Annotated in this window: 8 protein-coding genes; 4 read left to right on the forward strand and 4 right to left on the reverse strand. The window is 71.6% G+C overall.

Going from position 1 to position 13,380, the window contains the following annotated elements; genetic code table 11:
* The first annotated feature begins 78 nt into the window (after nucleotides 1-78).
* The 4 genes from ATL40_RS13110 to ATL40_RS13125 all read left to right on the forward strand — a co-directional run bounded on the left by ATL40_RS13110 (nucleotide 79) and on the right by ATL40_RS13125 (nucleotide 7,015).
* Nucleotides 79-873, forward strand: coding sequence for a hypothetical protein (locus tag ATL40_RS13110; protein ID WP_098469935.1), 795 nt, complete (start codon nucleotides 79-81; stop codon nucleotides 871-873).
* A gap of 52 nt (nucleotides 874-925) precedes the next feature.
* Nucleotides 926-5,242, forward strand: coding sequence for an ATP-dependent RNA helicase HrpA (hrpA, locus tag ATL40_RS13115; protein ID WP_098470494.1), 4,317 nt, complete (start codon nucleotides 926-928; stop codon nucleotides 5,240-5,242).
* Between the two features lie 162 nt (nucleotides 5,243-5,404).
* On the forward strand, nucleotides 5,405-5,716 hold the full coding sequence (locus ATL40_RS15720) for an FAD-dependent oxidoreductase (protein WP_098469936.1): 312 nt from the start codon (nucleotides 5,405-5,407) through the stop codon (nucleotides 5,714-5,716).
* A gap of 3 nt (nucleotides 5,717-5,719) precedes the next feature.
* Nucleotides 5,720-7,015 carry an FAD-dependent oxidoreductase gene (locus ATL40_RS13125; protein WP_143556992.1) on the forward strand — a complete coding sequence of 432 codons (1,296 nt, stop codon included), beginning with the start codon at nucleotides 5,720-5,722 and terminating at the stop codon, nucleotides 7,013-7,015.
* A gap of 25 nt (nucleotides 7,016-7,040) precedes the next feature.
* Here ATL40_RS13125 and ATL40_RS13130 read toward each other — a convergent pair whose 3' ends face one another.
* From ATL40_RS13130 to ATL40_RS13145, 4 genes are all read right to left on the reverse strand, one after another.
* Nucleotides 7,041-7,220, reverse strand: coding sequence for an Rv0909 family putative TA system antitoxin (locus tag ATL40_RS13130; protein ID WP_098469938.1), 180 nt, complete (start codon nucleotides 7,218-7,220; stop codon nucleotides 7,041-7,043).
* 81 nt (nucleotides 7,221-7,301) lie between these two features.
* Nucleotides 7,302-8,261: a class C sortase gene (locus ATL40_RS14845; protein WP_143556993.1), complete on the reverse strand. Its 960-nt coding sequence runs from the start codon at nucleotides 8,259-8,261 to the stop codon at nucleotides 7,302-7,304.
* A 70-nt stretch (nucleotides 8,262-8,331) separates the two neighbouring features.
* Nucleotides 8,332-9,870, reverse strand: coding sequence for a SpaH/EbpB family LPXTG-anchored major pilin (locus ATL40_RS13140; RefSeq protein ID WP_098469939.1), 1,539 nt, complete (start codon nucleotides 9,868-9,870; stop codon nucleotides 8,332-8,334).
* A gap of 87 nt (nucleotides 9,871-9,957) precedes the next feature.
* Nucleotides 9,958-13,374: a DUF7927 domain-containing protein gene (locus ATL40_RS13145; RefSeq protein ID WP_098469940.1), complete on the reverse strand. Its 3,417-nt coding sequence runs from the start codon at nucleotides 13,372-13,374 to the stop codon at nucleotides 9,958-9,960.
* Between the last annotated feature and the right edge of the window lie 6 nt (nucleotides 13,375-13,380).

Here is a 13,380-nt window from a genome sequence, read left to right on the forward strand (position 1 = left end):
CGGGTCAGGGCCACCCGGCCCGGATACCGCGACGCGCGGCGCGCATCCCCTTCGCCCCCGAGCTCCCTGGAGGCCAGCGTGGCGAACACCAGCCATCAGGCATCGCATCCGCTCACTCGCCGACGGCTGGTGCACTCCGCCGCCTGGTCCATGCCGATCGTCTCCCTCGCGGCCACCGCCCCGGCCCTCGCAGCCAGCGGTTGCCACCAGTACGTCCTGGACTACTCCACGTGGTCCCGGACCTCCGTCAGCGCCGGCTCCGGCGTCGCGACCTCCGCCACGGGGGCTCCCATCACGGTGACGGTCACCTCCACCCCGGATACCGGGGTCACCCTCCTCGACGCCACCTCCGGCGCGAATCTGCGACCCATCAATACCGTGGTCGACATCGACCCGTCCAACACCACGAAGCGTCGCTCGCTGCCGCTGTTCCAGCGCGCACCCCGCAACTCCGGCCAGACCGCAACCGTGAACTTCACCAGCGGTGGCGCCCCGATCGCGGTGCGCAACCTCACCTTTGCCATCGGCGACATCGACGGCACCGCGGATCAGCACTGGCCGCACGTGGGTCAGGGCTCGTACCTGGACGCCATCGCCCTCACCGGATCCTTCACCTGGTCCCCAGGGCGGGCGCCGATGGTGAGCGGTGTCGACGTGAGTACGGGCGTCGGCTCCCTCACGACGCCGTGGAGCGTGTCCAAGAGCTTCCAGAACGACATCTACGGCACCAACGCGGCCTACGAGGTGGTGGCGACCTACCCCGGGCCGCTGACCTCCTTCGGGCTGCGGTACACGAACGTGCTGTGGTTGGACCGGCCGGGCACCGATCAGGTGGTGGTGCTCTCGCGCCTGTTCTTCGAGGTGTGCACCTGACTCCTCGGGCCGATCGGGATCGCGCGCGAGGCACCTGGGATGATGGCGGGTGATGGACTCCCGCCCCGACCCACACACGCCCGGGCCGCGCACGCCCGACGGCGACCGGCCCCAGCGCCGACGCCCCCGCCGGCGGGGTGCACGCTCGGGACCGGGTGAGCAGCGCCGTCGCGCACCCCGCCCGCCCAGCCCGGAGCTGATCGCTCAGCGCAGGGCGGCCCTGCCCGCCATCTCCTACCCGCCGCAACTGCCGGTGACGGCGCGGCGTGAGGACATCGCCGCGGCGATCCGCGACCACCAGGTCGTGGTCGTCGCCGGTGAGACCGGTTCGGGGAAGACCACCCAGATCCCCAAGATCTGCCTGGAACTGGGGCGCGGCATCCACGGCACCATCGGGCACACCCAGCCCCGGCGGATCGCCGCGCGCGCGGTGGCGGACCGCCTCGCGGAGGAACTGGGCGTCGAGCTGGGCGGCGCCGTCGGGTTCCAGGTGCGCTTCACCGACAAGGTGAAGCCGACCACCCTGGTCAAGGTCATGACCGACGGGATCCTGCTCTCGGAGATCCAGCGCGACCCGGCCCTCACGCGCTACGACACGATCATCGTGGACGAGGCCCACGAGCGGTCCCTCAACATCGACTTCATCCTGGGCTACCTGCGGCGCCTGCTGCCACGGCGCCCGGACCTGAAGGTGATCATCACCTCCGCCACGATCGACTCCGACCGGTTCGCCGCACACTTCGCGCAGACCCCGGACGGTTTGGTCACCCCCCGGGTGGGGGACGACGGCGTGGCCGCCCCGGTCATCGAGGTCACCGGCCGCACCTATCCCGTGGAGATCCGCTACCGGCCGTTGACGCCCGAGCCCCCCACCGACGACCCCGACGAGCCCGCCTCCGCTCCACCCACAGGTGGCCGCGTACCCGCGACCCCTCCCGAGGAGGACCTCGACCAGCCCACGGCGATCGCCCGCGCCGTGGCGGAACTGATGCACGAGGGCACCGGCGACGTGCTCGTCTTCTGCTCCGGGGAGCGGGAGATCCGCGACGCCACCGACGCCCTCGCCGACAGTCTCGGCCCCCGGTTCACCGCACCCGGGGAGCGCAACACCACGCCCGGCGCGGTGGAGGTGCTGCCGCTGTACGCGCGGCTCTCGGCGGCCGAGCAGCACCGGGTCTTCCAGTCCCACCCCTACCGGCGCGTGGTGATCGCCACGAACGTGGCCGAGACCTCGCTGACCGTGCCGGGCATCCGCTACGTGGTGGACACCGGCTACGCCCGCATCTCCCGCTACTCCACGCGCACCAAGGTGCAGCGGCTGCCGATCGAGGCCGTCTCCCAGGCCAGCGCGAACCAGCGCTCCGGCCGCTGCGGTCGCGTGGCGGACGGTATCGCGATCCGGCTCTACAGCCAGGAGGACTACGAGCGACGCCCGGAGTTCACCGAGCCGGAGATCCTGCGCACCTCCCTGGCCAGCGTCATCCTGCAGATGGCCGATCTGGGCCTGGGCCGGGTGGAGGAGTTCCCGTTCGTGGAGCCGCCGGAGACCCGGGCGGTGCGCGACGGCGTGGCACTGCTGACCGAACTCGGCGCCATCGCGGAGAACCCGGACGATGCGCAGGTGCGGCTGACCCCGGTCGGCCGCCAGCTCGCGCATCTGCCCATCGACCCGCGGCTGGGCCGCATGCTCATCGAGGCGCAGGAGAATCGGGTGGTCGCCGAGGTGCTGATCCTCGTGGCCGCGCTGTCAGTGCAGGACGTGCGCGAACGCCCCGTGGACAAGCAGGAACTCGCCGACGCCTCCCACCGCCGGTTCGCCGACCCCACCTCCGACCTGATCGGCCTGATCACGCTGTGGGACTACCTGTCCGACCAGCGGCACGTGCGCTCCTCCTCCGCGTACCGCCGGATGTGCCGCGCGGAGTTCCTGCACTTCCTGCGGATCCGGGAGTGGCAGGACGTCCACGGCCAACTGCGTCAGCTCGCCGAGGGCCTCGGCATCCGCCCCGAGACGCGCGGCTCCCTGCCGGGTGAGGCCGGCGAGGGCGTGATCCGCAAGCGGGTCATCGACGCCGACGCGGTGCACCGCTCCGTGCTCGCCGGTCTGCTCTCCCACATCGGCTCCTGGGACGAACGCCGCCGGGAGTACGCCGGGGCACGCGGCACCCGATTCGTGCCCTTCCCCGGCTCGGTCCTTGCCCGCAAACCCCCGGCGTTCATCATGGCGACCGAGCTCGTGGAGACCTCCCGGCTGTTCGCCCGCACCAACGCCCGCATCAAGCCGGAGTGGGCGGAGCGGCTCGGCGCCGACCTGGTCAAGCGCAACCACTCCGAGCCGTACTGGTCCAGCAAACAGGGCGCGGCCATGTGCCACGAGAAGGTGCTGCTGTTCGGCGTCACCCTCGTGGCCGACCGCATCGTCCCCTACGCCAAGGTCGACCCGGCCGGGGCGCGGGAGATGTTCATCCGGCACGCCCTGGTGGAGGACGCCTGGAACACCCACCACCGGTTCGCCGCGAAGAACCGCGCGCTGCGCGAGGAGGCGGCGGAGCTCGCCGAACGCACCCGGCGCCCCGACCTGCTCGCGGACGAGGAGGCCCTGGTGGACTTCTTCGACGAGCGGCTCCCGGAGCACATCGGCACCTCCCGCACCTTCGACGCGTGGTGGAAGGATGCCCGGCGGGAGACTCCCCACCTGCTCACCTACACCCTGGACGTGCTCGCCCCGGGGCATCACGACGTCGACCAGTCCGGCCTGCCGGACACCTGGCGGCAGGAGCTGCCCGCCGGCGGGGACCTCGAACTCCCCCTGACCTACCAGTTCGCCCCGGGGGAGGCAGCCGACGGCGTCACCGTGCACGTCCCGCTCGCGGTGCTGCCGCGGCTGCGCGCCGACGGGTTCGACTGGCTCGTGCCGGACCTGCTGCCCGACCTCGTCACCGCCACGATCCGGGCCCTGCCCAAGCCGGTGCGCGTGCAGCTCGTGCCCGCACCGGATACCGCGGCCGCAGCCGTCCAACTCCTGCCCGCGTGGGACGACGTCGCCCCTGCCGGCCCCGGCGCGCCCACCTTCGCCGAGGCGTTCGCGAGCGCCGTGCGGCAGGTGCGCGGCGTCGTCGTGCCCCCCGAGGCCCTCGCCGAGGCCGCGCAGCGGCTGCCCGCCCACCTGCGGATGACCTTCCGCGTGGTCGGGGACCGCGGGCAGCTCGTGGAGGAGAGCGGGGACCTCCCCTACCTGCAGCGGCGGCTGGCGGCTCAGTCCCAGGCGTCCGTGCAGACGGCGGTGCGGCGGGCGCTGCGGGAGGCGTCGGCCGGGTCCGGGTCCGGGTCCGTTGGGGAGGCTGTCGGGGAAGGCGCCCCGGCCGCCACCCGCGCAGTCCCACCATCGTCCGGGGCACCTTCCCCGACAGCCTCGCGACAAGGATCACCACTCCCTGGCACACCCGGGCACAGCCGCAGCGCTGGGAGAGATGGCACGGGGTTGACGACGGCGGGGGCCGTGGAGCGCGAGCGCGTGAGGGCCCTGGCCGACCTCGGCGCGGCGATCCCGCGGGAGGTGAGCACCGTCGTCGGCGGACTGGAGGTGGCCGGGTACCCGGCGCTCGTGGCGCAGGGCGAGGGCGTGGCGCTGCGGGTGCTCTCGGAGGCCGACCGGGCCCAGGCCGAGCACGCGGCCGGGGTACGGGCGCTGCTGCTCGCCGACCTCGCCCTGGGCGAGGGTCGCATCACCTCGCGCTGGACCGGCACGGAGGCCCTCACCCTCGCCTCGAGCCCGTACCGCAACACCGCGGCGCTCGTCGCCGACGTGCAGGCGGCCGCCGTGGCCAGGCTCACCGACGGGATGGACCTCGTGGCGGTGCGCGACGGCGCCGCCTACGCCGACCTGATCGCTCGCCTGCGCCCGGGGTATGAGGACGCGGTGTACGCGGTAGTCGGCGAGGTGGTGAAGGTGCTCGCCGCCTTCCGAGACCTGGAGACGCAGGTGCGCCGCGCCACCGCGATGTCGCTGCTCAACACCCTGCAGCAGATCCGCGAGCACGCCGCGTCCCTGGTCTACCCGGGGTTCGTGTCCGCCACTCCCCCGGCGATGCTGCGCGAGTTGCCGCGCTACCTCAAGGCCGACGCCGCACGCCTGACCAAGGCCGAGGCCGACCCGAACCGGGATGCCTCCCTCGCCTGGCAGGTGCAGCAACTCGCCGAGGAGATCGAGGCCGTGGATGCGCCGTCACTGTCCCCGGTGCGCCGGGCCCGGGTCGCCGCGGTGCGCTGGCAACTGGAGGAACTGCGGGTCTCTCTGTTCGCGCAGCAACTCGGCACCCGGGAGTCGGTCTCCGCGAAGCGGGTGCGCAAGGCCCTGGCGGCCGTGTAGGCAGCGTGGTGGAAGCCCGAGGAGTGTTCCCATGGTCACCACCACGGGAACACCCGGGACGTGCGGCATCGGTGACCACGAGTTCCGCCGCCACTCTGGCGCCGGCGGGCGAGGCGGACGCAGGCTTGCACAGCAGGCACCCCCCGCCGAAGGGACTCCCCCATGACGTACCCGCTTCCCGCTCGCTCCTCCATCTGGCACCGTTCCTCACGTAGCGGTCGCGCCAGTGCCGCTCGCGCCGATGAGCCCGCGGGAGCGCCATCAGGGACCTATGACGTCGCCATCGCCGGCGCCGGGTTGGTGGGTCTCAGTACGGCAATCCTGCTCGCCGAGGCAGGGTGCCGCGTGGCGGTGCTGGAGTCACGGACGGTCGGCGCCGGGACCACCGGCAACTCCACCGCCAAGATCTCCCTGCTGCAGGGTTCCCGCCTCAGCGGCATCCGGTCCACGCACGGCGCCGAACTCACAGAGTAGTACGTGGCGGCGAACCACGACGGGATGCAGTGGCTGCTGGAACGCGCCGAGGGCCTTGGCGTCGCTGTCCAACGGCGCAGCGCCGTGAGCTATGTGCCCGACGCGGACTCCATTGCCGCGGTCGAACAGGAGGCGGAGGCCGCACGGGCGGCGGGGCTGCCGGTGCAGTGGCGCGACGGCGCGGACGTGGCCTTCCCCGTGGCCGCGGGTGTCGAGCTGCCGGACCAAGCACAGGTGGACCCCCTCGACCTTCTCCACGCGCTGGCGGCAGAAGTGCGGCGGCTGGGCTCGGAGGTGTTCGAGCACACCCGGGTGAGTGGGCGTGATGGACATTCAGTCCTGACGAGCCGGGGCGCGGTGCCCGCGCGGCGCATGGTCGAGGCGACCGGGATGCCGTTCAGCGACTCCGGAGGCTTCTTCGCGCGCCTGGAGCCGCAACGCTCGTACTCGCTGGCGCTGGACCTTCCCGACTCGATCGAGTCGGACATGTACCTCTCGATCGCGGGCACCACCCGTTCGGTGCGCGACGCCGTCCTGTCGAGCGGGACGGCTCCCGACCCAGGCCGCGCCGACCGTGTGCTGCTGATCGGTGGCAGCGGGCATGTGGTGGGCCGCGCACGCTCCGAACGCGAACACGTCGAGGAACTCACGCTGTGGGCACTCACGCACCACCCCGGCGCGCGCGTGCTCGCCTCGTGGTCGGCGCAGGACTACTTCCCGATCGACCAGTTGCCCTACGCGGGACCGCTTCATCCCGGTGGGCAGGAGGTCATGATCGCGACGGGATTCGGCAAGTGGGGGATGGCGGCAGCTCCGGCGGCGGCGATGGTGATCGCGTCGCGGCTCCTGCGCGACGGCGAGGGCCCCGGTGCCCCCGGGTGGGCACCCGCCCTCCAGGCCTGGACCGACCACGAGGTGAAAGGTGTCGCCTCGGCCGCTCGCCTGGAGGCGGCGACGGCGAAGCACCTCGTGGCCGATCGCATCGCTGCCGTGCGCTCCGCCGCCCAACATCCGGACGGCGAGGCGCCGCGTGAGGGAACGGGCCGCGTCACCGGCACGGCGCGCCCCACCGCGGTCTCCACCAACGCTGGCGTCACCCGTGCCGTCAGTGCTACCTGCCCCCACCTCGGCGGGATCGTGGCCTGGAACGACGCCGAGTGCACCTGGGACTGTCCACTGCACGGGTCGCGGTTCGGTGCCGATGGCCGCCTCATCGAAGGGCCGGCCACCGGTGACTTGCGGGCGGTGGAGGAGGGCCCGGCCGGCCACGAGGGCCAGCCGAGCCCGACGATCCGTTGAGGACGAGCTCAGGAACGCTCTCCCGTCACCGGCCGTTCGTGTCGATGTGGTCCTTGGCTGCGCCAGCAATCTTGTCAATCGTCGACTCGTGCTGGGCCGGAGCCTTGTCCTTGAGGAACTCGGCGGCCTGATCGATCTTGTCTTCCGTGGCTTCTTCGCCACCCAGCGCGTCGGTTGCCTTGTTCACGAGGTCGTCGAGTCCCATGGGTTCTCCTTCTCACGTTGAACGGGCCTGCCCCCTGCGGGCCACTGCCCGGGTGCGCCTGGGTGGCGCCCCGCGATGAGCCTAGGCGATGGGCTCGTCCTCGTCGCGGGGAGCACTCTCCCGGCGGGGCGCCACCACGGCCACGGCCGCACCCACGCCGGCCGCGTACAACAGCGCCCACCACGGGAACCCGGGCCCCGCTACGGGCGCGGCGATCTGCACGGCCTGGGCGGCGTCGTCGGCCTGCGCGGCCCCGAGGTCGATCCGGGTGCCGCGCACCAGCAGGCGGTGACTGTTCACGCCCGTCGGGGTGCAGGTCAACAGCGTGACGTAGTCCTCCCCCGGCACCTGCCGCAGGTCGTCACCGGTATCGGGTTCCACGATCGTGATCTGGTCCACCTGGTAGGCGAGTTCCTCGCCGAGCACGTCCACGAAGAACACATCACCCTCGGCCACCTGCTCCAGGTCGGTGAACAGGGTGGCGCTCGGCAGCCCGGAGTGCGCGGTGAGGACCGCGTGCGTACTCTCGCCCCCCACCGGCAGGCCGGAGCCGTACAGGTGCCCGACACCACGATCCAGCGTGTGGGCGTCCGTGCCGTGGTAGATCGGCAGGTCCACCCCGATCGCGGGGACGCGGACCCGCGCCATGACGCCACCGACCTGCCCGGTCAGCTGCGCCTCGTAGTCCGCGAGTCCCTCACGCATGTCCACGACCTCTCCCTGCTCGTTCAGCATGAAGGGGTCGCGCAACGGGCCGCTGGGAAGGTTCTCGTTGTACTCCCGCGCAGCCTGCAGGATCCGTTCGCGCTCCCCCTCGTCGATCGACTCCGCGAACTCGACGTAGCCGCCGATCTCGCTGGCGTGCGCCCGGGTCGCGAACCAGTCCGCGGCCGTCGGGTACAGCAGCACACCGGCCCCGAGCGCCACGACGGCGATGGTCGCCACCTGCTGCCACCGCCAGCGCCGTCGGGCATCCGAAGGGCGCCGCCGAGCGCCACGGTGACGCGGGGCCGGCTCGGGCGCCTGGTCAGTCAGAGTCATGATCCGCCTTGCGTGTGGGGGAATGCCGAGGGCGCTGCCCGCCGAGAGGCGGGCAGCGCCGTCGTCGGAATCAGGCCTTGGCGCGACGCGAGCGTGCCGCCAGGACCAGACCACCGGCGAGGATGAGCGCACCGGCAGCGTAGATGGCCGTGGTGCCCGCACCACCGGTGAGCGGCAGCTCGAAGCCGGAGTTGGACGGGATGTTCTCCACGGTGACCGTCTGCGCGGTGGACTGCGAGTTCACCTCGAAGGAGATCGGCTCGGGCAGCAGCTCGAAGCCCTCGGGGGACTCGATCTCGACCAGCCAGTAGTACAGGTAGCCGGCCTCGCCCGGGGCGACCTCGGCGTTGTTCGCCCAGGTCGAGTAGCGCAGGCCCTCGATGACGACCATGCCGCCCTCAGCGGAGGTCCACACGGAGCCGCCGTCCTCGGCCGCGACGCCGTCGACGGTCACCGGGGTGGCCTCGGCGAAGACGTCCGTGCTGCCGGCGTACACGTGGAAGCGCGCACCCTCGACCGGGGAGCCGTCAGCGGCGTTGGTCTTGTTCAGCGTGATGCCACCCCACTTGGTGACGACGGGCTCCTCGGGCTCACCGGGGCCACCGGGCTCGCCCGGCTCGATGTCGAAGGACGGCGCGTTCGGGTAGAGCAGCGCGGAGTTCTCGATCTCGCCGACCGTGTTCACGGTGGTGGTGATCGTGACGATCACCTGGGCGTCGGCGTTGGCCTTGAGGATGGCGCGACCGGACTCGGTGAACTCGACCGTGACCTCGGGGCCACCGGGCGTGGCGACGTCCGGGGTGACCGTGTAGGCGTCGGCCGGAAGGGCGGTGCCGTTGGAGAGCTCCACCGTGGCGGAGACGTGGTCCAGCTTCTCGTCCAGGTCGTCGACGATCTTGTAGCCATCGATCGGGGTGCCCTCGGCGAGGTCCGGGATGTCGGCGGTGATGGTGAAGACCACCTCGTCGCCCAGCTGGATCGAGCCGGAGTCCTCCACCTCCTTCTCCACGGCGGAGACGGAGTTCTTCGGGTAGACGTGCACGTCGTAGAGCCAGGAGGACTGGTCGGCGGCGTTGGTCAGCGGCACGGAGACCAGGAACGGGGCGGCGGGCGTGGTGCCGGCCGGCGCATCGGTCTCGGTGACGTAGTACAGGCCGAAGTGCAGGTCGGAGAAGGTCGCCTCGGCGCCCTGGGTCGGCGTGCCGCCCGCGGTGATCTGGGTGCTCCCGGCGCCCAGCGTCACGCCGGCGGCGGTCAGTTCGGCGGCGGTCGGGTTGCTACCGACCACGTCGAACAGGTCCTGCGCGGCCGCCCAGCCGTCGTTGGTGGCCAGGTCGAACATGGCGCCGCCGGTCAGGACGGGCTGCAGGGTGAACTCGACGTCGTTCAGGCCGGGCAGTGCCGGCTCGACGGCGAGCTCGGTGCCGTTGTTCTCCCCGGCAACGGGCGCGCCCTCGTACTTGTGGATGGTCAGGCTCGACGAGCCGTCGCGGGCCTCGTTGGGAGTGGCGGCCGCGGACGGCCCCGCGATCCCGAAGGACGCGAGCAGCGTCGCGGCGGCCGCGGCGATCGCGACGCGAACGCCACGCTTGGCGGTAGTGGTGGTCATGGTCCCCTCAATCACTTTCGGTGTGGCGGTTGCCACGGAAACGATGCGGATGGTCCGCGGGTCGTGCGTGTACTCAGTCGGGAGGTGTCAGCTGGGTGGCCGGATCGCATCCCCCCGTCGCTGAGCGGTCCGCACCATCAGGACGCCGAGCACACCGACCGCGAGGATCGAGGTGCCGACGAGGTGCCAGGGCAGCACGCCGCTGCCACCGGCCTCAGGAAGCTCCAGCATGGGGACGTCCTCGACCCGGATGGTCGGGATGCCCTCACCGCCGGGAGCATCGGTGATCACCGAGATGTTCGCGGTGTTCCCCGTGTTCGTGTTGTCCTCGTTGCCCAGGCGCACGCTGCCGTCCTCGCGGATGACGAAACGCACACGCTGCGGGAGCAACTGGAAGCCGGGAAGCGCACGGGACTCCTCGAGCCAGTAGACGCCGGGCGCCAGGTCGGTGGTGCGGAACAGGCCCGTCACCGCCGTGCCGCCGGCCATCGCTGCCGGCACCTCCTCGAGCACCACGGAGCCGTTCTGCCGCTGATCCCAGATCCGCCAGCTGGAACCGTCCATGGGGACCACCTCGCCGGCCGCGTTCTCCCCGACCTTCAACACCTGGATCGGGCTCGGGGTGACCTGCGTGGTCGAGCAGCCCGGATCCTGCGATCCCGGGTCCTCACAGGTGGCGGGCGGCTCGGAGCCCGACCCGGTCACCAGGTTCGTCAACGTCGCAGCCCAGGCATCCTCGTCCACCACCACGATGTAGGTCAGCACCGCGGCCTGGTTGCCCGGGAGGGTGAACGGATCGGTGCTCAGGGTGGTCCCAGTCGGGTTCGCCACGGCGACCGGGGACGCCGTCCCGATCGTCAGGGCCGCGGAGTCCGCCACGAATGTGGCGTCGTCGAGCACATCGGTCAGGTCGTCCACGAGCTGCACGTCGGTGACGGGCACACCGGAGGTGTTGGTCGCGGTCACCCGGTAGGTGATCATGTCGCCCGGCTCCACGACCGCGTCCTGCGCCAACTCCGAGCCGTCCAGGAGCGCCTGCTTCTCGATCTCCCACACCGGCGCGACCGGGTTGGTGGTGGTGCAGGTCTCGCAGGTGCCGACGCTCGAGGTCACGACGTTGCGGATCTGCGAGAGGTCGCTGGGGATCGGCGAGTCCGCGGTGACGGTGAAACTCACGTCCGAGGTGGCGCCCGCGGCCACGGTCACCGACTGGGTGCAGCTGGTGCCGCCGACGGCGGGCGTCGCGGCGCAGGCCCAGCCCTCACCGCCGCTGAAGGTGGTGCCGACGGGGACCGTCTCGGTGAGCACGGTGGTGCCCACCTGGCCGCCGGTGTTCACCACACGGATGCGGTAGGTCAGCACGTCGCCGGCGCGGATCACCGTGGTGTCGTCGGCGGCCTCGGGCCCGTCCCCGGCATCGACGGTGGTCAACACCTTGGTGGTGGCGAGCGCGGCGGGTGCCGGGGCCTCCCGGTTGTAGATCGTGCACTCGATCGCCGTGTTGACGGCGACGGGGAGGCTCGCGCCGGGCGCATTGGCCCCGCCGGAGTCGGCGGCCGCCACCTGCTGGCGCGTGTTCGTGTTCACGCAGTACGCGTTGCGCAGGTTGGCCGCACTGTTGGTGCTGGTGTTGGCGCGCACCGGCACGTGGCTGTAGCCCTCCTGCTGGGTCTCGGTCCAGACCACGGGTCCGCTCGCCGTCGGCGTCGGGAACCGCAGCGGGATGGTGGCCACGCCCTGCGCGTTCGTGGTCCACGGACCGGCGGGAGCACCGAACGTCACCCCGGCGCCCGTGCTGACACCGTTGATCGCCCACCCGCTGGCGGGCGTGGAGATCGCGTCGAGCTGGGACTTGGTCGGGTTGGTGGGCACGGTGGCGGAGGCGGGGATGACGCGCTTCACCACGTCGATCGAGCCCTCGCAGTTGCCGCGGGCAAGGTCGGAGAGGGTGGTGGCGGCCGCCTGATAGTCGCCGACCGAGAAGTAGTCGGAGTTCTTGGTGGGACCGGAGATCGCCCGCAGATTGGCCTCGGAGTCCCCACCGGCGCCAGCGCCGACGCCGATCGTGACCACCCGAGCGCCCGCGGCCTTGATCCGATTGGCGGACAGCACCCCTGCCTCGGTATCGGCAATGCGGTTCCAGCCGTCTTGATCAACGCTCGAGGTTCCGTACGCCGTCGGGTTGCCGTCTGTCAGGACCACCACGACGTCGTACTCGTTCGCGCGCTCGGCGACGCGATTGAGTCCCGCGTCCCAGTTCGTGCCGGACTGGATGCTCCAGGAAGCGTAGGAGTTCTTCACACCGTTGGCCTCGGCAGTGGTACGGACCGAACGCAGGACCCTCTCCTCGTAGCCGTTGTAGGCCGGACTGCTCTTAGCGAAGGAGTACATCGCGACGCGCGACGGCGTTCCGCGCAGTGCGTCGACGAAGGTGTCGACAGCGCTCTTGGCCGAGGGAAGCTGGGACCCGATCGAACTGGACAGGTCGATCAGCACGGCATAGTCCAGACCGCACTGCAGCGGCTGCGCCGGGTTGGTGCGCGCAATCGCCCAGGTCCCGGACGACGTGGCAAGGGTCTCGCGTCGATCACTACCTGACCACTGACTGGAGGACGTGCTCGCGCGCAGCGTGAGGTCACGCGTCGACTCGTACACACGCCCGTTCTGCAGGCGGTCGAGGATCTGCAGGGTGTAAGGGAGGAGCGCGTTGGGTTGGCTGGTGCCGTTGCCGTGCCCGGCGCGCAGTTCAGTGTTCATCCGCCAGCCGGAAGGGACGGAGACCTGGTGCACCCATGGGTTGGCGTTGCTGCTCATGCCCGAGAAGCCGGTGCTGCTGGTGATCGGGATGAGGAAGGTGCAGTCTCCGTCGGAGTCCGAGGTGCAGGTTGCCCAGTGGTAGCTCGACCAGGCGTTCGCATTCGTCATGGAGGAACTGAGTCGGAGCGTGACCCCGGAGACCCCCGTGCCGGCGACTGCCGCGCCCGGCGTGCGATCGCCGCTGACCTTGACGCTGACCACGGCATGACCGGAGCTCGGATCGGGCACGGCGAGCGGGGAGATCTGGGGCCCATCGGCGGACGTCGCCTGGCCCGCGGTCGCGGGGAGAGTCGGCTCAGCGGTCGGCTCGGCGCTGGGCTCAGCGGTCGGCTCGGCGGTCGGCTCGGCGGTGGAGGGTTCCGTGACCTCGGAGTCCGGCGTCGAGGCCTCCTCGGCGGTGTCCGGCGACGCGCCCTGGCTCGCGTCGCCGGTCGCGCCGGTCGCAGGCTCGTCCGCGTTGGCGTCGGTCTCAGCGGCGTCGGGGTCGGGCTCGGCGGTCGACGACTCGGTCGAAACGTCTCGAAGCCCGAGCACCGAGGTGGACGAGGCGGAAGCGTCAGTCGTGGCGTCAGCTGTGGCCGACACCGCCGCGGACGAAGCGGTCGGCTCCGCGGTCGCCGGTGCCAGGCCGGCCGCTACCAGTGCCGTCAGGCCGAGTCCGACGGCAAATCGGCGCACGGCAGTCACGCGCGT

This window comes from Serinibacter salmoneus (assembly GCF_002563925.1).
GTDB lineage: Bacteria > Actinomycetota > Actinomycetes > Actinomycetales > Beutenbergiaceae > Serinibacter > Serinibacter salmoneus.